Genomic DNA, 26888 nt, shown 5'->3' with positions numbered 1-26888 from the left:
TCAATTAAATATAATGAAATAGTGAATTTATACTATAAAATCAGACCATAATGGAATAGAAACATATAAAAGAGACTAAAAAAATAAAGTCTTAAAAAAATTAAAATCAGACCATAATGGAATAAATACTATTTTAATATATTTACCTTGATATATCAAAAAATAAAATAAAAATTTATAAAAATAGTTTCAATATATAAGAGAAGACTTATATACTATAAAAAAATATAAATAATTGAGAGTTAACTAAAAGTCCAAAATTTATAATCTAAAACATTCCTTCATACTAGATTAATAATTAAAGAAACTTTTCCAAAAAATAACTTTGCAACCGTTTTTAATAATTAATAAAAATTAAAAAAATAAAAGTGAACAACATGAAAAAAACAAAAACATCCAGAATTATAGGAAATTTTTATACTGAACCTAAAAACAAACACACAATAGAATTAACAAAATTAATTTACAAACAATATTTAAAATTAATCCCTGAAAACGATTTAAATCAAAAAAAATGCACAATTTTGCTTAATTTAAATGAAGAATCACCAATATTAACATATGACAACCTCCCTAAAATTATATTACCTACTAAAGACAATCTATGGTGCCAAATAATATTTCAACTAAGTCATGAAATATGTCATTATATATTTAGATTTAAAAGAGAAGATCAATACAAAAAAAATGCCGCTCACAGATATGAAGAAATTGTATGTGAAACAATGTCTTTAATAATTCTGAAAATGTGTGCTGAAAATTGGAAAGAATGCAAAATATCATTAAATAAACCAATATATAAATTAAATATTGAATCTTATCTAAATAATCAACTAAGAAAAAGAGAAATCATGCCCCAAATAAAAATTGAAAATATCTATGACTTTAACAAAGAAGAAGAACATGCAGAGAATAAACGAGAAAATCATTATTGGGAAACTTATTATTTATATAATAAATTAATTAATAAAAAAATACAATTTAAAGATATACTTGAATACTATCCATTTAAATTAAAAAATGGGTATATAGATTTTGATAAATGGAAAAAAGAGTGTGATTCTAAAAATAAATCTATATCAACATTATCTAAGATACAACCACAATTAAAATTCAAATAAATATTATATAAACTTTTAATTTTTATAATATTTAGTTCTTTCAAAAATTAATTAAAAAAAAGTTTAAAAAGAATATAATTAAAATCAGCTCGTTAAGAACTAAAAATCATAAATTAATGTTAATAATAAACTATTTGGAAAATAAAAAGTTAAAATATTAGTAGTACTTCATTAGTGTTAAAAAATTAGAATACACAATACATTCTTAGTTTAAAAGTGTGGGAGATAATAATAATTATGGAAATAGAAATTTTTACAGATGAAACATTTATTGTTGATAAAAAAACAAATACAGAATATCTTGGTATTGGATGTTTATTTGTTCCTACATCTTTTAAAAAGGAATTTGTTGATAAATTACTTGAATTAAGATGTATGAATGAAAATAGTGATACTTGGCATTGGGACTTTAAAAACTGTCTAAATAGTAAAGCAAAATTATGTAAAGAAAAATGGCATAAACTCAATAATAAAGAAATTCATTATAAAGAATTACGTGAAAAATCTCCTCATCATTTAAAAGAAATTTCAAAAAGATGGATTAAATTTTTATTACAACATAATCAAAATTACAGCGATAAGAATAAATTAATTTATTTTAAAATATTATATATAGATTTGAAAAAATTAGATAAAACATTTTTTGGAAATGAAGAAACTGACAATATAGTTTATAATAGATTTTACAGGATGGTTATATTAGGAGCTAAAAATTTCTTTTTCAAAGATGAAAAATTTATAATAAAAGAATTTTTTCATGACAAATCTTCTGAAAAAGAGTTAAGTAATATTTTTCCATGGAACACACCTAATAAATTAGATAAAATAGAAGATGTTGATATCCAAAAGGATACCATTACTTTTATTGATTCAAATCATAATAACTATGCATATGAAAAATTTAAAAAAAATGCACAATTTATACAATTTATTGATTTAATTTTAGGTTGCATTAATCAAATATTATTCCAACCAGCAAAGACCCAAATAAAAAATGAAATAAGTAATATATATTACCCTTTATTCAAAAAAATTTGGGAAGAACCAAATAATAAAAATAGTCATTTAAATTTCTATAGAAAACAAGATGTATCAATTTTTCCTAAAGAAAAAATGTACTATCAATAAATTTATACGGAGAAAAAATTCGTGTAGAAGGAGAATTTCATAGAAATATTAAAATAAAAAAACCTGTTAATGAAAATAAAAATGAAACATTAGATAATTACTTTACAAAAAACATTTAATGTTTTCTCATAAAATTAATAAATGGCTTGTAGAAACCCTATTTTTTTGGTAGTTGTGTTGATTTGTGGATGTTATAGATTAAATTTTTGAGTTTTGTTTCCTTGTTTGATAAATTGGATTCAATTTTCATTAATAGTATTTTTTTTGATTCATGCTGAATACTCTTCTTACATTACTAAAATTAATTAAAATTAAACCATAACACAATCTATGATAAAACCCCTTTTTGGTAGCATAAATGATCTTTTTTGGAGATATAATCTTTAAATGATTTTTCGGGTAGTTTTATACCATTATTTATCATTTTATTCCAAGTTTCACAAGCTTCATTAAGGGTAATATGGCCTTTTTTATAGGGGGTTTGTAAGATAACGGAGGTTGTAATATGTTTTAAATTAAATTTTTTTATATATTTACATATGTCTTTTAAATTATTACTTGCAATTATTCCATTATATGTTTTAGCTAATGCTATGGTGGTTAATTCTCCTTTTCCATCGTTTTCTCCTTCAAGACTTGTATATAATTCATAGTATGTGTTAAATTCTTTTGAATCTAATTCTAAATCTTTGATTTGAACATAGTTTTTATTAATACAGTTTTGTAATCTTTCTTTAATTGGATTAGGTGTGGATTGGTTAAAGAATTCTTCTTTAACTGTGGTGGAAATTATAATTTGAGAATATAATTTTTCTAATATATTTATTTTATTTACTCCTAAAAATGAGGATAAGCAGTCGGTATCATAAAAAATAGGTTTATCATTCAATTTTATCAGTCCTCGCTGAAAGAGAAAACAAGATCTCCTCTAAAACCATCTAGTAGTAATTCTCTTTTTTTACTTTCGGATAGTTTATTTGAATTATTGTTTTCTTCAATCATACGAATATAATTTCCTAATACTAGGTATTGTTCATTTTTAGTTGTGCAGCAGTATAGTTCATCTGAGTATCCTCTTTTTTTTGCTTCTTGGGTGATTTGAACTGTTTTTAATGAATCATGTTCTTCTTCGTTTATAAAATTATTATTTTTTAATCTGTATAATATGGCTTTGTGACTGATTTGGAAGTATTGTTCTGCCCCGATTACTTTATTTAAATCCCAAACTTGTATGTGATTAGTTTTCCGATATCGTTTTAAAGCTTGATCTGGCATTAATAGGAATGATGCAAAAGTATTTGCTTCTTCCTCTTCTTTTTCGGATCCATTTGAATCTTTGCATATGTATAAGTTATTGAAATTTTTTTGGAAATATAAATGGTATAATTCATGGGCTAAAGTAAATCTTTGTCTTCCTTTAGTCATACTGGAATTTATTGCAATAATTTTACTATTATCTTTTTTTATACACATTCCACTAGTATTTTCAGACATTGGATAGAATAGTATGGTTAAATCTGGGATTTTGGATAAAACTGTGGAGAATAAATTTATTGGACCATAAGAACTTAATTCCCATTCTCTTCTTAATTCCACTGCTAATGAATTTAAGTAGAGATCATTTACATTTTCAGATAATTCTATGTTGTCTGAAACTAAATGATTAGCTTCATTGATGTTTTTATTAGATTTTAAATATGTCATGTTTTTAAATAATTTGTTTATTGATGCAAGTCCTCCTAAATCTTCTATGCTTAAATTTTTGGAGCGAAATGCAACTTTTAAAGGTGTATAATTATCATTTTTACATAGGATATAATCCATATCACAGGCATATAATGCACAAAGTTTATCTAAAATAGATAAAGTTAATTTACGATGCCCTAATTCTATCTGTGATAGGTAGGATTGATCTATACCTAAATATTCAGCTAAAGATTCCTGATTTAAACCTATATCTTTTCTTAACTTTTTTAAACGTTCACATATATTATCCATACTTATCCTGCCCCATTATGTGTTTTTTCTATGAAAAACTATTTTTTATAATAATATGTTTTGTAATAAAAAACATATAAATTTTTCTATAAAATATTACAAAACATTTTTTATATAAAATAAATTCTTTAAAAACATTCCATCATAAAATAAGTACTACACAGCCACATAAACATTTAAAAAAAAAAACTAAAATTATATTAAACCAAAATTTAAAATCAAAAATACACTAAAATTTATATTGAACAAACCATTTTTATTACAATAACATCCCACACATTAAGTTTTAACAACAAACCCCTGATTATTATAAGATTCCAATGATTAATAATTATATTAAAACCTATTTAATTATTAAAAAATCTTAAATCAACATTTAAAAATATAATTTGTAATATTTTACCTTTTTACTTAATTTTAGGGGTTTTCTTTTAAATGTTACATTTTTTTAGAAAGATCACTTTTTTTTAGTGTTCATAATGTTACATATATTTCTAGGAATTTATCATATTATTTATTGAATAATATGTTAATATTAAATAGTTTTTAATATTTTATATTTGTTTGTATAAATGTTACATTGTTACATTTTTCTGAAGAGGGTACCCCCCCTATTATAATAAAATAATATAATTTTAAAAAAAAATTTTCCATATAATGGGGGGGCTCTTATTAAAATTTATGTAACATTTAAAAAAATATTAATATAAGGGCTTCGTTTTAAAATTTAAGGATTTAAAGTTAGCTAAATGTTACTTTTTTTTATGTAACATCATGTAACATTAGTAAAAAATGTAACATTTCCATTATATTTTTAAATATTTAAAAATCTTTTAAACCTTAAAATATAGTATGAAAATCATTAAATTATTAAAAAAATAGTTTTAAAAAAATGAATTTAGATAATATAAGTCTAAAAATATAGAAAACTTTAAAAACTCCTCTTTAATGTAATTGTTTACCTGCATAGTTTTAAAAGTTTTATCTAAAACATTGCCTCTTTTAAGTATTAGGTTCCTGAATCCATAATTTGATGAATTTTAAGATGGGACAATTTTTATATAATGTAATTACATTAAAATTATTATTTAATCAAATCATTAAGATACTGTAGAATATGATTTTTTTGGTATTATATGGTGGACTTCTAAATCTTTTTTTGCTTCCACAATATTGGCATTTACATGAAACTCTTTTTAAGATACGTTTTGAGTTGTTTGCTTTTTGGGATAGTTATAATTATTAAATTATTAGAAAATATATACTTTAGATTAGAGTTATAGTTATAATTTTTTAAGAATTTGAAAAATGTATATTTGTGTTAAGGAAGTTATACTTATAAGTCTTTTTCCTTACAAGACCTTTGAAGGATTTATACTTTATTATATTTAATTAAAAAATTAGTGTATATTGTATTACTATATACAATAAACATAATATTCTTTTACAACTCATGCGTGGAAAAATATTTAAAAAAAAGAATAATGCATAAAAAAAACCCCCCAATAAAAAGTGGAATCCTTTACCATTATTTGTATAATTTAATTCTTATTAGTAAAACTCATTAAAAGTTTACAGTAAAAGGAACTGTCCCATAAATTAAATTTTTATAAATTTATTATTAAAATCATCCACTTCCTTACCAAGATTACTAATATTTTCCTGTAAAACTTGCATATGAAAATCCTTCATAAAACTTGTTTGCTGCTTATTAGCCTTCTCAGGAACACTGAAAATTAAAACTTTCTCCTCTTCATCTAGAATAGTAGATGTGCTTGAATAAATCATATCACTTGGGCGATACTTTAAAATCTCAACATCACCAAGGATTGGTATAGTATAAGTTCTAGTCTTATCCTTTACCTCTTCTAATATTTCACCATACTTAATATGAGGCTTCTCCAATCTAGTATCCACAGTTTTTAAATAATCTTTTAATAATTTAGTGTTTTGTGTTAAAATTTCAACCATAAAAAAATCCATCTCTCTTTTATTTTTATTATTAACTGATTAATAATTTATAAATTTTTTTAATTGTTTATAATTAATATTATTTATTTTATTTTATATTATCCTTTTCAATTAATAATTTAAATATATATTTTTAAAAAATTTTATAAAATTAGTCAAGTTACGAACATTTAGATAATAGTTATAACCAATATAAAATTAATAAGTAGAAGAAATGGAGGTGAAAAAATGAATGAATTAAGTATAAACAAAATAATTAGTACAATGAAAGACATTCCAATAGAAACTATTTCTATAATTTGTAATAATGGTGAAAAATTTAATTGTAACATTGATGACATAGTAATTTATACAGAAGATGGATATATTGAATTAAACCAAGCAGATATGAAAAATAGTATTTATATTGGAATTGATACCATATCCGTACTAAAAAAACAGGATTATAAAATAATCAAAAATTAAAGCACCAATTTAATCTTATTATTTTTTTTAATCCTTTATTATTCCATATTTTTTTTAGTCTTTGAAGTAGTGATGATTTTTAAAATTTAATTTTAAATGCCAACGCCAAGCAGTATTAACAATATTAGTCAAACTACTATTAACAGGCATCCAACCAAGTTTTTCCTTAATCTTAGTACTATCAGCTACAAGAATAGAAGGATCACCCACTCGACGTTCACCAATTTCAACTTCAAATTTGATACCAGTAACCTTCATACACTCCATTATAACTTGCTTCACACTAAAACCAGTACCATGACCCAGGTTAAAAACATCACTACACCCACCATCTTTTAGGTATTCATAAGCAAGTAGGTGTGCTTGTGCTAAATCCTCAACATGCACATAATCCCGGATACATGTTCCATCAGGTGTAGGGTAATCATCACCAAAAATAATACAATCCCGTTTACCAATAGCCGCATCCAGAATAAGGGGAATAAGATGAGTTTCAGGATCATGCTCCTCACCAATCTCCTTATCCACATCATCACCAGCAGCATTAAAATAACGTAGAGAAACATATCGTAAACCATACTCATGTGAACGTTTACTTAATTCCTCCTCTACACGTACTTTAGATTCACCATAGGGGTTAATAGGATTAAGTGGATGAGACTCCTTAATAGGAATACTTAAAGGTGTACCATAAACCGCTGCTGTAGAAGAAAAAATAAACTTATTAACATTAAACTCATGCATCACATTTAACAAGTTAACAGTATTTTCATAATTATTTTTCATATATTTACTTGGATGCTTTACAGAATCTGCAACCTCAGTAAAAGCTGCAAAATGCATAACCGCACTAATATCATAAGTTTCAAAAATTTCCTTTAACTTATCCTTATCCTCCAAGTCACACTCAACAAAATCCCCCCACTTACAAGCAGCCATACTACCAGACACAAGATTATCTAATACTAAAGTAGAATAACCCAGACTACTTAATAATTTGTTAACATGAGACCCAATATAACCAAGCCCACCAGTAATTAAAATCATGATAATTATAATTCCTTAAAAAATTTTTTTATTAATTAATAGATTTATTAAATGTTTTATAAATTATTTCCTATCGAATATATTAAATTTAATAATTGTTACAAAGATTTTTTTTATATCTTCAATTAATTGATAAATTATAAGCCCCAGTGTTGATTTTTTTATTTTAAACTTTAATGCATCAAAAAAATTGAAATTAATATCCTCTATTTTTATATTATTTAACACTTTTAAATCATTTTTATTAAATTTAATTCCTCTTTATTTAATATTAAAGTTTCAACTACCGGATTCTCCATTTTATCCAATAATCTGTAACTATTAAAAGGTGTTTTAAACTCCTTCTGGTGCCTATTTCCCGGAGGTTTATCCCAATAATTATTTCCTTCATAATTTATAAGACTTACTGATGGATGAAAATCATTTTTCCAACAAACATACGGAAAACTTAATTGATCCTGATAACTATATTTAATAATTTCATCCCACCAATCATCCATTACCTGAGAAATTTCTTCAATATGCTGTCTAAAAATAAAACCCATAGCACCTAATCCATAATTTCGTGGAAATCCTTCATCTAAATATTTATTAACTTGTTCCTCCATTATAACCCTAGGATACCTTTTTTGAAATAAAGACACTTCAAATTCATCAAGTATATCATTACGTTCTGAATGAATAACAATTAACATTGAATTCTTAACATACCTTCTTATATATTCCCTCACACTAAACTTAATCCGAAAAGTACCATCAACCCATAAACTATATTTATATTCCGAAAGATACTTATGTGGAAAAACTTTATACTGCTTAGCTTTACGATTATTATCCAAAATAGAATCTTCCATTAAAATTATTCTCCAAACTGAAGACCTTATATTAGGATTATCACAAAAACATATATAATCACAATTTTCATCAATAAAATCAGGATCTTTTAAAGTATCATAATCCCCTGTAAATGCAGTATATACAGCAATCTTACTATTAGAAATATCACTTATTAAATCATCATAATCTTTACAACAATCACAATTAAATAAATCACAATTCTTAAATTTTTCAAATCTTCTATCTCTTAAAATCTCATTATAATTTTTTAAAATAAAAATCAAACCTTAAAAAAGGTTAAATAAAAATTATCTAGTATAATAATCTTTTATACCTGTTGTATCATCTAAATGAAAAGTTAAAACCTCACATATCAATAACCACCCAGAATAACCCAGACCACTTAACTACTTATTTAACATGATACCCCCATATAACCAAGCCCACCAGTAAATAAAAATTCATAAAACCTAAAAAAATTTTAATATAATAATAAGTAATTAATTATTTTATAAATTATTCACTATTGAATAAAAATAAAATATTGTTTTTTTTAAATGTAATTTTTATAGTATTCTATTGTTTTATCTAAACCTTCACTTAATAAGATTTCAGGTTCCCAATTTAATTCTTTTTTAGCTAGACTTATATCTGGTCTGCGACGTGTAGGATCATCACTAGGTAAGGAGTGATATTCAATTTCAGATTGGGTATTTATTTTGTTTAAAATTTTTTCTGCTAATTCTAGTATTGTGAATTCTCCAGGATTTCCAATATTTACAGGACCTGTAAAATCATCTGGGGATTTCATCATTTTTATTAATCCTTTTACAGTATCATCTACAAAACAGAAACTGCGTGTTTGACTTCCATCACCATAAACTGCTAAGTTTTCACCTTTTAATGCTTGAAGTATGAAATTAGAAACAACTCTTCCATCTAATGGATCCATATTCGGACCATAGGTATTGAATAATCTTGTAACTTTTACTTTAACATTATATTGACGGTTATAATCAAAGCATAATGTTTCAGAGCATCTTTTTCCTTCATCATAGCAGGCTCTTATACCATCAGGGTTAACATTACCTCGGTAGGTTTCTTTTTGCGGATGTTCTAATGGTTCACCATAAACTTCACTAGTACTAGTTTGTAAAATCTTAGCATCTTTAACCTTAGCTAGGTCTAACATGTTTATCATGCCAATAACATTTGTTTTTAGTGTATCTACTGGGTCTTTTTGGTAGTGTGGAGGACTAGCAGGTGATGCTAAATTATAAATTTCATCAATTGTTTCATTGATTTTTAAGGGGTTTTGAATATCATGTTTGATAATGGTGAAGTTTTCACCTTTTAAACTTGTAAGGTTTTCCATTCTACCTGTAAAAAAGTTATCTACACAAATAACCTTATTACCTTCACTTAATAAGGTTTTACAAAGGTTACTTCCTACAAATCCTGCCCCACCTGTTACTATTACTGTTTTCATTTTTAATCTTTAACTCCTATTTGATAATAAGTAAATCCTTTATCTTTCAAACTATCTTTATTATATTGGTTACGTCCATCAAATATTATTGGATTCTTCATTAAATCTTTAATTTCATCAAAGTCAGGGTTACGGAATTCTTTCCATTCTGTAATAAGAATCATAGCATCAACATCAGTTAATGCTTCATATTTATGATTAACATATAGGACGTTCTTGTTATCTTTTAAGTAAATGTTTTTAGCTTCACTTATTGCCTTAAAATCATAAGCTTTAACTTTTGCTCCACGCTTTGTTAACTCATTAATAACAGTAATACTTGTCGCTTCACGCATATCATCAGTATCTGGTTTAAAAGCTAAACCCCAAACACCAAAACTTAAACCAGTTAAATCTTCACCAAACTGTTTACAAACCTTATCTACTAATATGTGTTTTTGTTCATGGTTTACTTCTTCTACTGCATTTAAAATTTTAGGGTAATAATTAAAATTAGAACTAGTTTTAATTAAAGCTTGAATATCCTTTGGGAAACAACTTCCACCATAACCGCAACCGGGATAAATGAAATTATAACCAATACGATGATCACTACCAATACCACGACGAACATTATTGACATCAGCACCAGTACACTCACAAATATTAGCCATCTCATTCATAAAACTAATCTTAGTCGCCAACATACTATTAGCCACATATTTGGTCATTTCAGCACTTAAAACATCCATCATTATAAAGTTTTCAGTGTTCCGGATAAATGGTGTGTATAATTCTTTCATAATTTTTAAAGCTTTATCATTTTCTGTGCCTATTATCACACGGTCTGGTCGCATACAATCATTTACTGCAGAACCTTCCTTTAAAAATTCAGGATTAGAAACAATGTTAAATTTAAAATCAACACCACGCTTATTTAATTCTTTTTGAACTATTTCTTTTACCTTAAAACCAGTTCCCACAGGTACTGTTGATTTAGTAACAATAGTACAATCCTTATCCATTAACTCACCAATTTGCCCTGCAACAGTGAAAACACTACTTAAATCAGCACTACCATCATTACTCATAGGAGTACCAACAGCAATAAAGTAAATATTAGTATTTTTTAGTGCTTCAGTTAAATTTGTAGTGAAAATAATATCCCCATTTTCCTGATTTCTAAGAACCATTTCCTGTAATTGAGGTTCATAAATAGGCATTACACCCTTTTTAAGTTTTTTAAGTTTATCTTCACTACGATTCACACAATAGACTTTATTTCCCATTTCAGAAAAACAAGTCCCAGTAACAAGTCCCACATATCCCACACCAATAACTGTAATATTCATATAATTTCAACACCCTTTCTATTTTTTTATTCCTATTTGATAATAATTAAAACCTTCATCTCTTAAATTTTCCTGATTATACTGATTTCGACCATCAAAAATTATTGGATTCTTCATTAACTTCTTCATTTCAATAAAATCAGGATTACGAAACTCTTTCCACTCAGTAATAAGAATCATAGCATCAACATCAATTAAAGCATCATACTTACGCTCAACATACCATACATTATGATTATCTTTTAAATAAAACTCCTTAGCCTCACTTATCGCCTTAGGATCATATGCTTTAACTTTCGCTCCCCGCTTTGTTAACTCATTAATAACCGTGATACTTGTCGCTTCACGCATATCATCAGTATCAGGTTTAAAAGCTAAACCCCAAACACCAAAACATAAACCAGATAAATCATCACCAAAATGTTTACAAACCTTATTAACTAAAACCATTTTCTGATTCTTATTAACCCTTTCTACAGAATTTAAAATATAAGCATCATAACCATTCTCTTCACTAGTTTTAATTAAAGCCTGCACATCCTTAGGAAAACAACTACCCCCATAACCACAACCTGGATAAATGAAATTATAACCAATACGATGATCACTACCAATACCACGACGAACATTATTCACATCAGCACCAGTACACTCACAAATATTAGCCATCTCATTCATAAAACTAATCTTAGTCGCCAACATACTATTAGCAGCATACTTAGTCATCTCAGCACTCTTCAAATCCATAGTAATAAAATTATCCGTGTTTAAAACAAAATGATGATACAAATCCTCCATAACCTTAAAACTTTTACTATCATCAGCACCAATAATAACCCGATCAGGACGCATACAATCACTAACAGCAGAACCCTCCTTTAAAAATTCAGGATTAGAAACAAGGCCAAAACAATAATCCACACCCCTCTTATCCAATTCAGATTGAATAATACTTTTAACCTTATCCCCAGTACCTACAGGAACAGTAGATTTAACAACAACAGTACAATCCTTATCCATAAACTCCCCAATCTCACGAGCAACCTCAAAAACAAAATCAAGATTAGCCCCACCATCACCACTCATAGGAGTACCAACAGCAATAAAATAAACATCAGAACAAGAAACAGCCTCTCTTAAATTTAAAGTGAAAAAAAGATTACCCTTCTCCTGATTATTAACAACCAAATCCTTTAATTGAGGCTCATAAATAGGAATAATACCCTTCTTCAAATTATTAATCTTATCCTCAATCACATCAACACAATAAACATTATTCCCCATCTCAGAAAAACAAGCACCAGTAACAAGTCCAACATAACCAGTACCAATAACAGTTAAATTCATAAAAAAACACTCCAATTATTATTTTTTAATTAAAAGTTAAAGTAAAAATATTTGAAATTTTGAATCTTTAAAAAAAAAAAATTAGTTAAATATAAACCATTAAAAAATTTTGTTTTAAATGATTTTATATTAAAAAAAAAATTTTAAAATTTTTATTATTATCTTGTATAATAATCTTTTATACGTGTTGTATCATCTAAATGAGGAGTTGAAACTTCATGTAAAACCGTGTTTTCAGTTGCAACAATAGTATGAACAGTACCCGGTTTTATACGAATAGTATCATTTTTATTAAAATACTCTTTATGATCTTCAAATTCAATATAACCTGCACCAGAAATAATATACATTGTTTCATCTTTCTTCTTATGATAATGGAAACTAGTCTGATAACCTTCCTTAAGATACAATTCCTTAGTCAAATATTTATCAGTATAAATTAAAACCTTTTCATAACCCCAAGGCTTATCAGTACGAGACTCATACTCCTTTTTAACAGTTTCTAATTCCTTAGAAGTATCAATAGCCATCCAAAATAATCCATCCTCTTTATAATATCCAAGATTATTTTCCTTAGCAACTACAGGGAATAAAGTCTTTTCAATATCACCAGTTTTAAACTCACCAAAATCAAGAAAACCTTTAGTAAAATACATTCCACCATTAATATAATCATCCAATAAAGGTTTCTCTTTAAATGAAACTAATTTATCCCCATTAATTTCAACAATACCATAAGGAGATCTCATCTGAGTAATAAACATAGTAATAGGATAACTAGATTTTTCACCTTCCTCAATCATCTTCCGAATATTCAAATCAGAAACAATATCACCATTACGAATAACACATTGCTTTTCCTCATCTAATGCTTCCATACCTAAACGAATAGCATTAAGAGTACCTAAAGGTTCATCCTCAACAACATAATGAATCTTAACACCTAAATACTCATCACCAAAACGTTCCTCAATCTTCTCATGCAAAAATCCACAAAGTAAATAAACTTCATTCACACCAGCATTACGAAAATCAAAAATCTGCTTATCAAGTATAGTATAATCATCCTTAATTTCTACTAAAGGCTTAGGAATCTTCTCAGTAACAGGTCTTAACCTCTTCCCAAAACCTCCACAAAGTATCATTCCAACAGTTTCCATAATAAAAAAGCTCCTTAATAATAAATTTTAAAAATATTAATATATATATTTTAATTATTCTTTATATAAAATTAACTAAGTAATTAAAAGATTTTTTTATCGAAAAAATGAAAAAACATAAATTAGTTTAAAATTTTATACAACTTAGAGACAAAAATTACAAAATTAATACTTAAACCTGCAAGTTTAATAAAAATATTAACAAAAAAATTTAAAACCCAAGATACATTATTAATTAATCTATTAGTCAATTTATACATTTTATAATAAGGTTTTAACTTTCTTAACAAATGTATTTGATCATTATAAGGTAAACTATTCCCTAAAAAATATTGAGTACTAGTTATTAAATGTTCTGAAATAAGTTTTTCAAAATTCAAATTAATATTACTATTTTCAGACAATAAATTTTCCAAATCTTCAAAACACAAAACAGTATCATTTATACTGTTTTTTAAACGCTTATTACTTGGAAATTTAATATTATCAATAGTATAATTATATCCCGCATAATCATTTAAAAAAATAAACCCATTTTGGGATTTAATAAAGCAATTGATACTAAAAAAGAAATCCTCATCCCATCTATTATCATAAAATTTAATATCATTCTTTAAAATAAAATCTCTTTTGAAAATTTTATTCCAAATAGGGAGATTAGATAATGTGTAAACTAAATCTGGAAAATCATTAATAGTTTTAATTTTCATTACTTGTTCATAATCTTTTAAAAACGAATTATTTAAACCAATAAAATTGTTTTCATTTATTAATTTATATCTTGAAGAAACAAAATCAATTTCAGGATTTTTCAAAACAATATTATACATAGTACTACAATAATCTTTTGAATATGAATCATCACTATCACAAAACATTATATAATCCGCATCTGAATTGTTTATTCCAATATTACGTAATTTTCCAGGAGTCCCATTATTTTTATCTAAAAATATGCCTTTAATATTATCATATTTATCCATATAACTTTGAATAATAAATTTAGAATTATCAGTACTCTTATCATCAATTAATATAAGTTCTAAAAATTTAAAACTTATATCTTGATTAATTATAGATTCAATAGTATTAGCTAAATAATCTTCAGCATTAAAAATTGGAATAATTACACTTATTTTTGGTTTCATAAAAACTCACATATTTACTAAAAAAAATATAAAACATGATAATTTATTCTATTAATTATATTATTTAAATAGTATAATATAAGTAATGTTTTTTAACTTTAAAAGCAATATTAAATATTAAATTAAAAATTTATAACAGTGAAAAAATGAAAAAAGCAATAATTACAGGAGTGACCGGACAAGACGGTTCTTATTTAGCTGAATTTTTATTAAATAAAAATTATGAAGTACATGGAATAGTTAGACGTAGTTCTTCATTTAATAGAAGTAGAATTGAACATTTATATATAAATGATATTATTGAAGATATGCATAAAAATAACAATTTCTACTTACATTATGGAGATATAACTGATTCTTCAAACATTATATCAATAATTAATAAAGTACAACCTGATGAAATTTATAATTTAGCTGCACAATCTCATGTTAAAATCTCTTTTGACCTACCTGAATATACTGCTGAAGTTGATGCTCTTGGTACTTTAAGAATTTTAAATGCAGTGAAATTATTAAAATTAGAAAATAAAACTAAAATTTATCAAGCATCCACTTCTGAACTCTTTGGAAAAGTACAAGAAGTACCTCAAAAAGAAACAACACCATTTTATCCTAGAAGTCCTTATGGAGTTGCTAAGTTATATGGTTATTGGATTACAAAAAACTTTAGAGAAGCTTATGATATTTTTGTTTCAAATGGAATTTTATTTAATCATGAATCTCCAAGAAGAGGGGAAAATTTTGTAACAAGAAAAATTACTCTTGCAGCTTCTAGAATCAAATTAGGTAAACAGAAAAAATTATATTTAGGAAATTTAGATGCTAAACGAGATTGGGGATATGCAAAAGATTATGTTGAATGTATGTGGTTAATATTACAAGAAGAACTTCCTGATGATTTTGTAATAGCAACTGGTGAAATGCATAGTGTTAAAGAGTTTTGTGCATTAGCTTTTAAAGAAGTTGGAATTAATCTTAAATGGATTGGAGAAGGGATAAATGAAAAAGGAATTGATTCTGAAACTAATGAAACAATAATTGAAGTAGATCCTGAATACTTTAGACCTACAGAAGTAGAACAATTATGTGGAGATCCTTTAAAAGCGAAAAAAACTTTAGGTTGGAATCCTCGAAAAACTTCCTTTGAATCATTAGTTAAAAAAATGGTTAAATCAGATATGGCTCTTGTAAAAAAAGAGAATAAAAATTAAAATTAAGGGATAATTTATGGAAAAAAGTGACAAAATTTATGTTGCAGGTCATAATGGTTTACTTGGATCTGCTATTATAAGATTGTTAAAGGAAAAAGGTTATACAAATTTAATAACTAAATCTTCAAAAGAATTAGATTTATGTAATCAAAAAGAAACTTTTGAATTTATTAAAAATGAAAATCCTGATTTTATTATTTTAACTGCTGCTAAAGTAGGTAGTATAAAAGAGAATAAAGAGAATCCTGCAGAATTTTTAACTGAAAATATTGAGATAGAAATGAATGTTATTAACTCTGCATTTAAAAATGGTGTAAAAAATTTAATATTCATTAGTAGTTCAGTTGTTTATCCTGAAAATGCTCCACAACCATTGAAAGAGAAATATTTGTTAAATGGACCATTAGAGTTTGAAAATGAAGCTTATGGTTTAGCAAAAATTATTGGGATAAAAGCTTGTGAATATTACAATAAAGAGTATGGTTATAATTATATTAGTGTTCTCCCCACAAATTTATATGGTATAAATGATAATTTTGATTCCGAACATTCTCATGTAATACCTGGAATAATTAAACGTATGCATGATGCTAAAATTGAAAATAAACCTTACATTGAAGTGTGGGGAACTGGAAATATTTATAGAGAATTTTTATTCATAGATGATGCTGCTGATGCTATTCTATTTATTTTAGAAAACAGCAAGGATATGGATAATTTCATAAATATTGGTAGTGATGAAGAAATTTTAATTAAAGATTTAGTTTTCATGTTAAAAGAAATTATTGGATATGAGGGTGAAATCTTATTTGATAAGACTAAGTCCGATGGTGTATATCGACGAAAATTAAATAATGATAAACTTAATTTAATGGGATGGAATCCAAAAACACCATTAAAAGAAGGTTTGAAAATAACTTTTCAATGGTATTTAAAAAATAAAAAAGTCTTTGAGAACTAATTAATAATCCAAAAAATTTTTTATTTATATTTTATTTTACTGTTTCTTCTAATAAATTGTAAAATCTTTTACTATAACCTTTCCAAGAGAAATTATTATCTATTTCATTAGAAATTTTTTCCACTTTTTTTTGATAAAATTCAGGATTATTTAATACTGAAAAAATTTTTTCAGACAAATCTCTAATATCTCCAGTTTTAAATATAAAATCATTATTACTTACAAATTCATTAATACCTGTTTGATTTGATGTTAAAGTTGGAATATTACCTAAAAATGTTTCTAAAGGGAAAATTCCCCAAGGTTGTTTCTCAGATGCCATAATAGCTAAATCACTTATATCAAATAAATCATAAAGTTCATCATTTGATAAAATTCCATGAAAAATAACATCTATTTTTTGTTTATTTGCAAAATCTTTTATACTATTATAATAAGTTGCATCTTTAATATCTCCAACAAAATGAATTTTAACATTACTTAAATTTAAAGTATCAACTGCTTTAATTATATCAAATAATCTTCTTTGAGGAACAACAGGACCTACTGTAATAATATTTATAAAACCATTATTTTTATGATTTATAGGTCTAAATAATGTTGCACCAGAACCAATAGACTTAATATGAGAATTAGGGAAAAGATTTCCAACTATTTTTTCCATCCTATTATCTAATACACAGATTAAATCAGCATCAGTTAATTTATTATCTACTTTCCGATAAGGGGATAGTAAATATTTAGTTAAACCTTGATCCCCCTGAGAAAGGAAAGGAGGTTCATTACAAGTCCAAACTGTTTTAATATCAGTAAAATGAGAAACCCAATTTGATGGAGTATTATGTAAATTTAATACATCATGATTTTTTATAAGCTTTGATAATTCTTTTATCATTTTATACCAACGAGGAACATTTAACCCAGAAACTAACATATTACTTGAATTAATATGCCACGGTTTGTTTAATGAGACTACATTAACATTTTTTAATAAATTATCAAAGATATAATCCTCCTTCTTCTCAAATGTATAAATAGTAACATCATTCCCCATTTTATCCAAATAATAACTTAATTCACAGAGTTGTTTTTCAGCACCTCTAGTGTATATCAAATTTGTGTGCACTAAACCAATATCCATTTTTTTAACAATCCTAAAACCTATTTTTAAATACTTTCATAAACATTTATAATTTTATCTGTAATTTTATCAATTGAATGTTGTTTATAAAAATTTATATTATCTTTTTTATTAAAATCAAAACTTTCAGACTTCAAAATATTTGTTAATTCATCCTTTTCACAAATTATAGTACGATTTTTAATATCTGAAGGAATAATACTATCTTTCAATGTAATAACCGGCTTACCACAGGCCATAGCCTCAACTATAGGCATACCATAACCTTCAACTTTAGTTGGAAAAACAAAAACATCCAAAATATTATAAAAATCATTCATCTTATCATCAGGAACAAAACCAACAAATTTTATCCTTTTATCATTAGCTGCTAATTTTATTAAATTATCCTTTTCCACACCATTTCCACCAATTAATAATTGAGAATTTGGAATATCTGCTTTTAAAAAGGATTCAATTAAAATATTAACCCTTTTTCGTGTCATTAAATTAGAAATAGTCCCTACAGTAAAAACATTACTTTCATTATCCTTTGGATAAAAATTATCATTAATTGGAGGAGGAATAACTTCAATAGAACTCTCATTAACATTATAACTTTCAATTAATTTAGATTTAATATCCTGATTATTTGCAATAACTCTTTCACATTGACTTGCTTGTTTAATTGAATCATTAAAATAATTAGCAAACAAATTAGACATAAAACCTGCTTTTTCCATTAAAGGAATAAAATCTAATACAGAAGCAACACCTTTTCGCTTGTTAATATATTTAGATTCCAAAGGAGTTAATGCATGATAAATATCCTGATTTTGATATTCCTCTTTATTTAACAAACGTTTTAAATCTAAAGATGTGAAAAATAAATAAGATAATTGATTATAAGAAGAAATAAAACTTTCATCTTGAGACAAAATATTAAGATTTAATTGTTTTCGTTTCTTTAATCCTTCATAAATTAATTTTGAATGGCTTCCTGCTCCACCATTCTTAGTATTAAAATAACGAGAAATTAGTGTAATATCCATAAGAAAACCTTTTATTCTACTGTTACACATTTTGCTAAATTTTTTGGTTTATCAGGATCTAAACCTCGTTCAATTGCAATATAATAAGATAATAATTGTAAAGGTATTATATAAACTAATGGAGCTATTATATCATCAACCTCATTATTTATTAAGAATAAATCATTTGCTTTTGATATTAATTTTTCATCTTCAAAAGATCCTACAGCTATTACATCTGCTCCACGAGATTTAACTTCTTCTAAATTACTCATAGTTTTTCTATGATTTTCACCAGGGGGTAAAACCACTACTACAGGTACTCCTTGATCTATTAAAGCTAATGGTCCATGTTTAAGTTCTCCTGCTGCATATCCTTCACCATGGATATATGTGATTTCTTTTAATTTTAATGCTCCCTCTAAAGCTGTTGGATAAGCATAACCTCTACCTATAAAGAAGAAGTCTTGTGCATATTTATATTTTGATGCCATTTTTTCAATAATTTCACTATCGTTTAAAATGTCATCTAAATATTCTGGTACTTTCTGTAGTCTTTCAAGTAAATTAGTGTCATGTGCTAAAAGAGCTGCAAATAAGTAAATACTTGTTAATTGACTTACATATGTTTTTGTTGCTGCAACCCCAATTTCTGGGCCTGCTTGAGTATGTATAACATATTTTGCACGGCGTGTTGCTGAACTTCCAGCAACATTTACGATTGCTAATGTTTTTGATGTTTCATTTGCAATATTTAATGCTTTAAGAGTATCTGCTGTTTCACCAGATTGAGAAATGAAAATTACTAAAGTTTTATCATTTAAAGTATTCTCTGAATATTTAAATTCTGATGCAAGTAGTACATCTGTTGGTATTCCTGCAAGTGATTCTAATAAATATTTACCTGTTAAACTTGCATGGTAAGATGTTCCACATGCTACAAAAACAATACGATTAATATCTGTTAAATCATCTGTAATTTTTTTAATATTATCTTTTTCAGTTAATGTGTTTTTTATAGCTGTTCCTTCTTCATTGATTTCTTTAATCATGAAGTAATCATAACCTTCTTTTTCAGCCATTTCAGGTGTCCAATCAATAGTTTCCACGACTTTTTCTATTACTTGATCATGTTCATCTTTAATTGTTACTCCTTCAGTTGTGAGTGTGATTAATTCTCCTTGGTCTGGGAAAATGATATTATTTGCATATTTAAGTATTGCTGGTGAATCTGATGCTACAAAATAAGCATCTTCACCCATACCAACAATTAAAGGACTGTCTTTTCTTGTTGCTACAACTTTATTTGGTTCATTTTTACTTATAGCTGCAATTGCATAAGCTCCATGAATTATATTTATTACTTCTCTCATTGCAGATTCAAGATTTAAACCTTTTTTCATGTATTTTTCAAGTAAATGTGGAATTACTTCTGTATCAGTGTCTGATTTAAATACATGGCCCTCTTTTTCTAAATCTTCTTTAATATCTAAATAGTTTTCTATAATTCCATTATGAACTACTGCTACTGTTTGATTTTCATCGGTATGTGGATGTGAGTTAATTTGATTAGGATCTCCATGTGTTGCCCAACGTACATGTGCAATACCACAATCCCCTTCCATATCTGCAAGATTTAATTTCTTATCAACATCTATGATTTTTCCTGCATCTTTTTTAATGTTAATTTCATTGTTTTCTGTAGCTATTCCTACTGAATCATATCCTCTATACTCTAATTTACTTATACAATCAAGAAGTATAGGTGCTGCTTTTTTGTTTTTAAGTACACATCCAACAATTCCACACATTTTATCAATTATTCCCTTAATTTTTTTTAATTAATATGTTTTTTATATTTAAAAGAAAATTTTTATTAATTCTAAAATATATTTTCCCCTATTTTTATAATAGTGATTAAAATAATTAATTATATAAATCTTTAATATATAATTATATCTTAAGTTTTATACTTATTATATATTATATCAGAAAGTTAGTATATAATTCTTATTATTATGAAACCTTTTAAAATGATTAATAAAGGTTTAATTTTGATAAAAAAAATTATTTAAATAAAAAAAATGTGTTGTTGATTATATTATGGTAGATTCTAAAAATTTATTATATGAAGGTAAAGCTAAAAGTGTTTATGGAACTGAAAATCTTGATGAAGTTATTATGGAATTTCGTGATGATATGACTGCAGGTGATGGAGCACGTCATGAAACTATGGGTAAAAAAGGATATTATAATAGTATTATTACTAGTAAGATTTTTGAAATTTTAGAAGAAAATGAGATTAAAACTCAGTTTTTAGAATTGATTAAACCTGGAACTTTAAAGACTTTAAAATTAGATATGATTCCGATTGAGGTGATTGTTCGTAATCGTGCTACTGGTAGTCTTGTTAGAACTTATCCTTTTGAAGATGGAACTATTTTAAATCCACCTATTGTTCAAATGGATTATAAAGATGATGATTTCCATGACCCTATGTTAAATGAAACTATTGCAGAAGCCCTAAATCTTGCAACACCTGAAGAATTAGAAACCTTAAAAAGTTTAGCATTAAAAATCAATCAGATATTAAGTAAAATGTTTAAAGCTATTGGTATTATTCTAGTTGATTTTAAAGTTGAATTTGGAAAAGATTCACAAGGCGATATTATTCTTGGTGATGAAATTAGTCCAGATAGTTGTAGATTATGGGATAGTAAAACCCTTGATATGTTAGATAAAGAATTATTCCGTCAAGGACAAGATGATAAAGTTATGAATGCTTATGAAGAAATTTATAACCGTTTATTAACTGATTATGATAAAAAGAAATGGAACTTATAAATTAAAAAAAATGGGTTGATTATTTTATGATATTTGATGTAGAAGTTAAAATAACATTAAAAGATGGTATGTTAAATCCTGAAGCAAGCACTATTGAAAGATCTCTTGCTTTACTTGGTTATACAGTTAATAATACTAAAACTAGTGATACTATTAAGTTTAGTATGGATGAAGAAAATCGTGAAAAAGTTAGAAGTGAAGTTGAAGATATGTGTGAAAGATTACTTTGTAATCCTGTAATTCATAATTATAAAATCACTGTTATTCCACAAGAAACAAGTTGTGGATGTAGTAAATAATTTGAGGATTAATATTATGAGTGTTGGTGTAATAAGATTTCCAGGATCTAATTGTGACCGTGATGTTTATCATGCAATAGAATTAGCTGGTGGAAATCCTGAATATATTTGGTGGAATAAAGAAAATATTAGTGATTTGGATGCTGTTGTAATTCCTGGAGGATTTTCTTATGGAGATTACCTACGTGCAGGTGCTATAGCTTCTAACACCCCAGTTGCTGAAGGCATTAAAGCACTAGTTAAAGAAGAAAAACCGGTACTTGGAATTTGTAATGGTGCACAAATATTAGGTGAATTAAAATTAGTTCCTGGAATCTTTATTACTAATGAAGTTCCTCGTTTTAATTGTGAATGGATAGATTTAAAAGTTGGAACAAATCGCACACCTTTTACAAGTAGTTTTAAAAAAGGACAAACTGTTAAAATACCTATTGCTCATGCCGAGGGTAGATTTTATAGTGAAAATATTGATTTATTACATGATAATGATCAAATAGTCCTACAATTTAAGGATAAAAATCCTAACGGTAGTATTGAAAGTATTACTAGTGTTTGTGATGAATCCGGATTAGTTTGTGCTATGATGCCACATCCAGAACGTGCCTCAAAAGAAATTTTAGGATCCACTGATGGTTTAGAATTCTTTAAAGGAATGCTTAAAAAAATATAAAAAAATGAGAGTATATAATTATGGTAGTTACTTTAATAGGCGCAGGTCCCGGAGACCCTGACCTTATAACTTTAAAAGCAGTGAAAGCTTTAAAAAAAGCTGATGTTATAATTTATGATCGTTTAGCTAATGAACAAATATTAGAACATGCCCCAGAAAATGTTAAGTTAATTTATGTAGGTAAAAAAGCCGGAGAACACTATAAAAAACAAACGGAAATTAACCAGATTATTGTTGATAATGCTAAAAAGTATGATAATGTTATTCGTTTAAAAGGTGGAGATCCTTTTGTCTTTGGTCGTGGTGGAGAAGAAATATTAGAATTAATTAATAATAATATTGATTTTAATGTTATACCTGGAGTTACTTCAGCTATTGGTGCACCTACTAGTTTAAATTTACCTGTTACTCATCGTGCTGTTGCAACAAGTTTTACAGTTGTAACTGGTCATGAAGATCCAACAAAAAAGGATAAACAAGTTCATTGGGATTATACTGCAGATACTTTAATTATTTTAATGGGTATTGGCAATATTAAATCTAATACTGATGAGATTATGAAGTATCGTGACCCTGAAACTCCTGCTTGTGTTATTGAAAGTGGAACATTACCTGAAGAAACTATTATTTTTGGAACTTTAAATGATATTGCAGAAAAAGAGATTCATACACCTGCAATACTTGTTATTGGTGATGTTATTAATGTTTATAAAAAAATTTATGAATTTAAAAATCAAAAATTAAGTGAATAAAAATTTATTTTTTATTCTTTTTCTGATTTCATTGCTTTTTTTAGGCGAAAACTTATGTATTGTGTTCCTCCTCTCATTACTCTTTTAAATTCTGTCCAATCAAGATTTGCTAAGAATGTTTTTCCTATATATGCAAATGAGAAATAGTATTTACTCATTAAATTGTCTCTTATTTTTTCTATTTCTTGATGATTTGCATAAGGGTAATCTACTAAGCAGTTTAAGTATCCATCTTCGTTTAACCATTTGCTGTAATCTTCTGTGATTAAGTATCCATTTTCTTTTGCCCATTTGTAAAATCCTGTTCCAGGAAATGGTACTGCTTGTTGAAAAAAACACATATCAGGGTATAATTTTTTTGCAAACTCATATGTTTCATTAATAGTTTCTAAGTTATCTCCTGTTAATCCTATCATAAAACATCCAAATACTTTTAAATCTAGTTTTCTTGCATTGTTTGCAAAGTCTTGTGATTGTTTTAGTGTTATTCCTTTATGTGTTTCATCTAGTACTTTTTGGTTTCCTGATTCATATCCACATACAAGTAGTCTGCATCCTGCTTCTTTCATTTTTTTCATTGTTTCATAGGTTAAGTCTACTCTTGTGTTACATGACCATACTGGTTGGATGTTTCTTTTTAAGATTTCATCACAAAAGTTTTGTACTCTTTCTTGATTTACCGTGAATGTGTCATCTTCTATAAATATTTCTTTGATTTCTGGCATTTCTTTTAAGATGTATTCAAATTCATCTGCTAAGTCTTTTATGCTTCGTGTTCTGTAGTTTCGTCCCCCCATTGTTGATGGATATGAGCAAAAGTTACAATGATTTGGGCATCCTCTTGATGATACTATTTGTATCAATGGTTTTTGTGCAAACGCATATGCATAATCGTTTACATCTAAAAATTGTTGGTACACTTTACTCACATAAGGAAGTTCATCAAGGTTTTCTAACTGTGAACGATTTGGTGTGTGTTTAATTTCACCATTTTCATGATATGATACTCCTAAAACTTTTGATATATCTTCATTTTGTACTATTTCAGGTACAGTGTAATCATATTCTTGTCTTACAACATAATCTATACTTTCACATTCTTTTAATACTTGTTCTGGTAGTATTGTTGCATGTGTTCCTCCAACTATAATTTTTACATTTGGATTTTCTTTTTTGATTTTATTTATTGTTTGATAATCATATTCACATGTTGCAGTGGTGATTTCTGTCATGATATAATCAGGATTATAATTTTGGACTTTTTGTATTGTGTCTTCTTGAGTATATTTTCGTGTTATACAATCTATTAATTTACAATTTAATCCTTCTTTTTGACAAACCCCCACACAGTATGCTAACCAGTAAGGATAGTATAATGTTCCTGATTTTGTTTTTTCAGGCCATCTGCTTGCTCTACTTATATCAAATTTATATGGTAAATTTAAAAATAAAATTTTGTTCATGGTAAATAAATTCCTTAATATTATTTAATTAAAATTTTAATTATAAAAAACATTAACTTATTATAATAATATTAATATATCTATTAAAGTATTATAAAGTTTTTTAAGGAAATTAATTGTATGAGTGAAGTGAAGAATCTTTTTAAAAATTCTAGTTGGATGATGATATCTCAGGTTATTACTAGTATTTGTGCTTTTGTTTGGACCATATTAATTGCTAGATACCTTGGAGCTAGTGATTTTGGTATAATGTCTTTTGCAATATCATTTTCAGCAATAATAAATATCTTTTTAGATTTAGGAATTAGTACTTATGCTACTCGAGATATTTCAAGAAACAATGAATTAGCTAGTGATTATTTAGGAAAATTAATTCCTCTTAAAATTTTATTAACCATTATTGTATTATTTATAAGTTTAATAATTTTAACTTTAATGAATAAAAGTTATTTAACTACAACAATTACTCTGATTTTTGTACTTGAAGTTGCTTTCATGTCACTTAGTGGACTACTTCAAGGAGTATTTCAAGCTTTTGGAAAAACTAAGTATCAAGCCTTAGGAAATATAATATATAGTTTAATACTTTTGATTTTTGTTTTCATAACTATTTATTTTAAATTAGGTTTAATATTTATTGCATGTTCTTATGTTTTGAGTTTTTTAATATTATTTATTTATTCTTATAAAAATACTTTAAAGCATATTACTATCCCTAAATTTGAAATAGATTATAATTTTTGTAAAAAAGCTGTTAAATTATCTATTCCTTTTGCTTTGACTGGATTTTTTTATACTATATATTTTTCTATTGATACTGTTATGTTATCTTATTTAAGTGGAGATTATGCAACTGGTATTTATAATGCTTCTTATAAAATTATTACTGTTTTAACTACATTTTTCCCCGTGTATCAAGCTGTAGTTTTTCCTTTAATGAGTAAATTGTTTGAAGGATCTAATGATTTACTTAAATTAAGTTATGTTAAGTCCGTGAAATATTTGTTACTTATTATTATGCCTATTACTTTAGGAATTAGTTTGTATGCTACTCCTTTAGTTACTTTGATTTATGGTAATGATTATTTAATGTCTGGTCCTGTTATGCAGGTGCTTGTGTGGACTGTTTGTTTCTTGTTTGTTAATGGTGCTGCTAGTACTTTATTGAATGCTTCTAATAAGGAAGTTTCTGTTACTAAGATTTATTGTGTTGCTGCACTTTTTAATGTTTGTTTAAATTTAGTATTAATTCCAAGTTATTCTTATCATGGTGCTGCTTTGGCTACTGTTTTAAGTGAGGTTCTTATTTGTTTGTTAATGGTTTATGTTGTTAGAAGTACTCCTTTTTGTCCGGATAAAAGTATTTTTAAGGATATTTTTAAAATCGTTTTAGCTAGTGTTGTGATGTTTGTTGTTTTAGATTTTACTGGTTTGAATATGTGGTTTGGAATTATTGTGGGAATTATTATTTATAGTGTTTGTATTTTAGGTTTTA

At 26.1% G+C, this 26888-nt stretch carries 24 protein-coding genes; 10 read left to right on the top strand and 14 right to left on the bottom strand.

Features of this window, described 5'->3' with window-relative positions:
- Nucleotides 1–377 precede the first annotated feature (377 nt).
- Nucleotides 378–1121: a hypothetical protein gene (locus BP769_RS01720; RefSeq protein ID WP_413861918.1), complete on the top strand. Its 744-nt coding sequence runs from the start codon at nucleotides 378–380 to the stop codon at nucleotides 1119–1121.
- A gap of 237 nt (nucleotides 1122–1358) precedes the next feature.
- Nucleotides 1359–2249 (top strand): DUF3800 domain-containing protein, encoded by an 891-nt coding sequence (locus tag BP769_RS01715; RefSeq protein ID WP_413861916.1) that lies wholly within the window; start codon nucleotides 1359–1361, stop codon nucleotides 2247–2249.
- Between the two features lie 328 nt (nucleotides 2250–2577).
- Here the strand turns inward: BP769_RS01715 and BP769_RS01710 are convergent, their stop codons facing one another.
- From BP769_RS01710 to BP769_RS01700, 3 genes are all read right to left on the bottom strand, one after another.
- Complete coding sequence (locus tag BP769_RS01710) at nucleotides 2578–3138, bottom strand: nucleic acid-binding protein (protein WP_413861914.1); 561 nt, start codon at nucleotides 3136–3138, stop codon at nucleotides 2578–2580.
- A gap of 5 nt (nucleotides 3139–3143) precedes the next feature.
- On the bottom strand, nucleotides 3144–4247 hold the full coding sequence (locus BP769_RS01705) for a helix-turn-helix domain-containing protein (RefSeq protein ID WP_413861912.1): 1104 nt from the start codon (nucleotides 4245–4247) through the stop codon (nucleotides 3144–3146).
- A gap of 1599 nt (nucleotides 4248–5846) precedes the next feature.
- Complete coding sequence (locus tag BP769_RS01700; protein WP_413861910.1) at nucleotides 5847–6218, bottom strand: hypothetical protein; 372 nt, start codon at nucleotides 6216–6218, stop codon at nucleotides 5847–5849.
- 228 nt (nucleotides 6219–6446) lie between these two features.
- Between BP769_RS01700 and BP769_RS01695 the strand changes: the two genes are divergently transcribed.
- On the top strand, nucleotides 6447–6683 hold the full coding sequence (locus BP769_RS01695) for a hypothetical protein (protein WP_413861908.1): 237 nt from the start codon (nucleotides 6447–6449) through the stop codon (nucleotides 6681–6683).
- 54 nt (nucleotides 6684–6737) lie between these two features.
- On the opposite strand, the gene galE is transcribed toward BP769_RS01695, so the two are convergent.
- From galE to BP769_RS01660, 7 genes are all read right to left on the bottom strand, one after another.
- The gene (galE, locus tag BP769_RS01690) at nucleotides 6738–7730 is read right to left on the bottom strand and encodes a UDP-glucose 4-epimerase GalE (RefSeq protein ID WP_413861906.1); all 993 of its coding nucleotides are present in this window, start codon (nucleotides 7728–7730) and stop codon (nucleotides 6738–6740) included.
- A 230-nt stretch (nucleotides 7731–7960) separates the two neighbouring features.
- A complete protein-coding gene (locus tag BP769_RS01685; RefSeq protein ID WP_413861903.1) occupies nucleotides 7961–8851 on the bottom strand; it encodes a glycosyltransferase domain-containing protein in 891 nt (296 codons plus the stop codon).
- A 269-nt stretch (nucleotides 8852–9120) separates the two neighbouring features.
- The gene (locus tag BP769_RS01680) at nucleotides 9121–10056 is read right to left on the bottom strand and encodes a UDP-glucuronic acid decarboxylase family protein (protein ID WP_413861901.1); all 936 of its coding nucleotides are present in this window, start codon (nucleotides 10054–10056) and stop codon (nucleotides 9121–9123) included.
- A 2-nt stretch (nucleotides 10057–10058) separates the two neighbouring features.
- The gene (locus tag BP769_RS01675) at nucleotides 10059–11387 is read right to left on the bottom strand and encodes a UDP-glucose dehydrogenase family protein (RefSeq protein WP_413861899.1); all 1329 of its coding nucleotides are present in this window, start codon (nucleotides 11385–11387) and stop codon (nucleotides 10059–10061) included.
- A gap of 18 nt (nucleotides 11388–11405) precedes the next feature.
- A complete protein-coding gene (locus BP769_RS01670; protein WP_413861897.1) occupies nucleotides 11406–12734 on the bottom strand; it encodes a UDP-glucose dehydrogenase family protein in 1329 nt (442 codons plus the stop codon).
- A 158-nt stretch (nucleotides 12735–12892) separates the two neighbouring features.
- Entirely contained in the window at nucleotides 12893–13897 is a 1005-nt protein-coding gene (locus BP769_RS01665; protein ID WP_413861940.1) for a sugar phosphate nucleotidyltransferase, read from the bottom strand.
- 119 nt (nucleotides 13898–14016) lie between these two features.
- Nucleotides 14017–15042: a glycosyltransferase family 2 protein gene (locus BP769_RS01660; RefSeq protein ID WP_413861895.1), complete on the bottom strand. Its 1026-nt coding sequence runs from the start codon at nucleotides 15040–15042 to the stop codon at nucleotides 14017–14019.
- A 146-nt stretch (nucleotides 15043–15188) separates the two neighbouring features.
- On the opposite strand from BP769_RS01660, the gene gmd reads away from it, so the two are divergent.
- On the top strand, nucleotides 15189–16253 hold the full coding sequence (gene gmd / locus BP769_RS01655) for a GDP-mannose 4,6-dehydratase (RefSeq protein ID WP_413861893.1): 1065 nt from the start codon (nucleotides 15189–15191) through the stop codon (nucleotides 16251–16253).
- A 16-nt stretch (nucleotides 16254–16269) separates the two neighbouring features.
- The gene (locus BP769_RS01650; RefSeq protein WP_413861891.1) at nucleotides 16270–17214 is read left to right on the top strand and encodes a GDP-L-fucose synthase family protein; all 945 of its coding nucleotides are present in this window, start codon (nucleotides 16270–16272) and stop codon (nucleotides 17212–17214) included.
- Nucleotides 17215–17245: 31 nt separating this feature from the next.
- Here the strand turns inward: BP769_RS01650 and BP769_RS01645 are convergent, their stop codons facing one another.
- The 3 genes from BP769_RS01645 to glmS are packed head-to-tail and all read right to left on the bottom strand — an operon-like array spanning nucleotide 17246 to nucleotide 21176.
- Complete coding sequence (locus tag BP769_RS01645) at nucleotides 17246–18355, bottom strand: glycosyltransferase family 4 protein (protein ID WP_413861889.1); 1110 nt, start codon at nucleotides 18353–18355, stop codon at nucleotides 17246–17248.
- Nucleotides 18356–18381: 26 nt separating this feature from the next.
- Entirely contained in the window at nucleotides 18382–19386 is a 1005-nt protein-coding gene (locus tag BP769_RS01640; RefSeq protein ID WP_413861887.1) for a glycosyltransferase family 4 protein, read from the bottom strand.
- A gap of 11 nt (nucleotides 19387–19397) precedes the next feature.
- The gene (gene glmS / locus BP769_RS01635; RefSeq protein ID WP_413861885.1) at nucleotides 19398–21176 is read right to left on the bottom strand and encodes a glutamine--fructose-6-phosphate transaminase (isomerizing); all 1779 of its coding nucleotides are present in this window, start codon (nucleotides 21174–21176) and stop codon (nucleotides 19398–19400) included.
- A gap of 292 nt (nucleotides 21177–21468) precedes the next feature.
- On the opposite strand from glmS, the gene purC reads away from it, so the two are divergent.
- Genes purC through cobA form a run of 4 tightly spaced genes read left to right on the top strand, consistent with a single transcriptional unit; the run spans nucleotide 21469 to nucleotide 23930 of the window.
- The gene (purC, locus tag BP769_RS01630; protein WP_413861883.1) at nucleotides 21469–22209 is read left to right on the top strand and encodes a phosphoribosylaminoimidazolesuccinocarboxamide synthase; all 741 of its coding nucleotides are present in this window, start codon (nucleotides 21469–21471) and stop codon (nucleotides 22207–22209) included.
- Nucleotides 22210–22235: 26 nt separating this feature from the next.
- Nucleotides 22236–22508: a phosphoribosylformylglycinamidine synthase subunit PurS gene (gene purS / locus BP769_RS01625; RefSeq protein ID WP_413827242.1), complete on the top strand. Its 273-nt coding sequence runs from the start codon at nucleotides 22236–22238 to the stop codon at nucleotides 22506–22508.
- A gap of 16 nt (nucleotides 22509–22524) precedes the next feature.
- Nucleotides 22525–23178: a phosphoribosylformylglycinamidine synthase subunit PurQ gene (gene purQ, locus BP769_RS01620; RefSeq protein WP_413861881.1), complete on the top strand. Its 654-nt coding sequence runs from the start codon at nucleotides 22525–22527 to the stop codon at nucleotides 23176–23178.
- A gap of 20 nt (nucleotides 23179–23198) precedes the next feature.
- Nucleotides 23199–23930 (top strand): uroporphyrinogen-III C-methyltransferase, encoded by a 732-nt coding sequence (gene cobA, locus BP769_RS01615; protein WP_413861879.1) that lies wholly within the window; start codon nucleotides 23199–23201, stop codon nucleotides 23928–23930.
- Nucleotides 23931–23941: 11 nt separating this feature from the next.
- Here cobA and BP769_RS01610 read toward each other — a convergent pair whose 3' ends face one another.
- Nucleotides 23942–25393, bottom strand: a complete 1452-nt coding sequence (locus tag BP769_RS01610) for a B12-binding domain-containing radical SAM protein (RefSeq protein WP_413861877.1) — start codon at nucleotides 25391–25393, stop codon at nucleotides 23942–23944.
- A 120-nt stretch (nucleotides 25394–25513) separates the two neighbouring features.
- Here BP769_RS01610 and BP769_RS01605 point away from each other — a divergent pair.
- A partial coding sequence (locus BP769_RS01605) for a flippase (RefSeq protein ID WP_413861875.1) occupies nucleotides 25514–26888 on the top strand: 1375 nt, incomplete at its 3' end.

It is taken from the genome of Methanobrevibacter sp. UBA417 (genome assembly GCF_002508845.1).
Lineage (GTDB): Archaea > Methanobacteriota > Methanobacteria > Methanobacteriales > Methanobacteriaceae > Methanobrevibacter_A > Methanobrevibacter_A acididurans.
This window is presented reverse-complemented; position numbering and strand designations above follow the sequence as displayed.

What these genes read in the sequence shown, in the direction of transcription:
- BP769_RS01720 (WP_413861918.1), top strand. Translation starts at nt 378, where the DNA reads ATGAAAAAAACAAAAACATCCAGAATTATAGGAAATTTTTATACTGAA.
- BP769_RS01715 (WP_413861916.1), top strand. Translation starts at nt 1,359, where the DNA reads ATGGAAATAGAAATTTTTACAGATGAAACATTTATTGTTGATAAAAAA.
- BP769_RS01705 (WP_413861912.1), bottom strand. Translation starts at nt 4,247, where the DNA reads ATGGATAATATATGTGAACGTTTAAAAAAGTTAAGAAAAGATATAGGT.
- BP769_RS01700 (WP_413861910.1), bottom strand. Translation starts at nt 6,218, where the DNA reads ATGGTTGAAATTTTAACACAAAACACTAAATTATTAAAAGATTATTTA.
- BP769_RS01695 (WP_413861908.1), top strand. Translation starts at nt 6,447, where the DNA reads ATGAATGAATTAAGTATAAACAAAATAATTAGTACAATGAAAGACATT.
- galE (WP_413861906.1), bottom strand. Translation starts at nt 7,730, where the DNA reads ATGATTTTAATTACTGGTGGGCTTGGTTATATTGGGTCTCATGTTAAC.
- BP769_RS01680 (WP_413861901.1), bottom strand. Translation starts at nt 10,056, where the DNA reads ATGAAAACAGTAATAGTAACAGGTGGGGCAGGATTTGTAGGAAGTAAC.
- BP769_RS01675 (WP_413861899.1), bottom strand. Translation starts at nt 11,387, where the DNA reads ATGAATATTACAGTTATTGGTGTGGGATATGTGGGACTTGTTACTGGG.
- BP769_RS01670 (WP_413861897.1), bottom strand. Translation starts at nt 12,734, where the DNA reads ATGAATTTAACTGTTATTGGTACTGGTTATGTTGGACTTGTTACTGGT.
- BP769_RS01660 (WP_413861895.1), bottom strand. Translation starts at nt 15,042, where the DNA reads ATGAAACCAAAAATAAGTGTAATTATTCCAATTTTTAATGCTGAAGAT.
- gmd (WP_413861893.1), top strand. Translation starts at nt 15,189, where the DNA reads ATGAAAAAAGCAATAATTACAGGAGTGACCGGACAAGACGGTTCTTAT.
- BP769_RS01650 (WP_413861891.1), top strand. Translation starts at nt 16,270, where the DNA reads ATGGAAAAAAGTGACAAAATTTATGTTGCAGGTCATAATGGTTTACTT.
- BP769_RS01645 (WP_413861889.1), bottom strand. Translation starts at nt 18,355, where the DNA reads ATGGATATTGGTTTAGTGCACACAAATTTGATATACACTAGAGGTGCT.
- BP769_RS01640 (WP_413861887.1), bottom strand. Translation starts at nt 19,386, where the DNA reads ATGGATATTACACTAATTTCTCGTTATTTTAATACTAAGAATGGTGGA.
- glmS (WP_413861885.1), bottom strand. Translation starts at nt 21,176, where the DNA reads ATGTGTGGAATTGTTGGATGTGTACTTAAAAACAAAAAAGCAGCACCT.
- purC (WP_413861883.1), top strand. Translation starts at nt 21,469, where the DNA reads ATGGTAGATTCTAAAAATTTATTATATGAAGGTAAAGCTAAAAGTGTT.
- purS (WP_413827242.1), top strand. Translation starts at nt 22,236, where the DNA reads ATGATATTTGATGTAGAAGTTAAAATAACATTAAAAGATGGTATGTTA.
- purQ (WP_413861881.1), top strand. Translation starts at nt 22,525, where the DNA reads ATGAGTGTTGGTGTAATAAGATTTCCAGGATCTAATTGTGACCGTGAT.
- cobA (WP_413861879.1), top strand. Translation starts at nt 23,199, where the DNA reads ATGGTAGTTACTTTAATAGGCGCAGGTCCCGGAGACCCTGACCTTATA.
- BP769_RS01610 (WP_413861877.1), bottom strand. Translation starts at nt 25,393, where the DNA reads ATGAACAAAATTTTATTTTTAAATTTACCATATAAATTTGATATAAGT.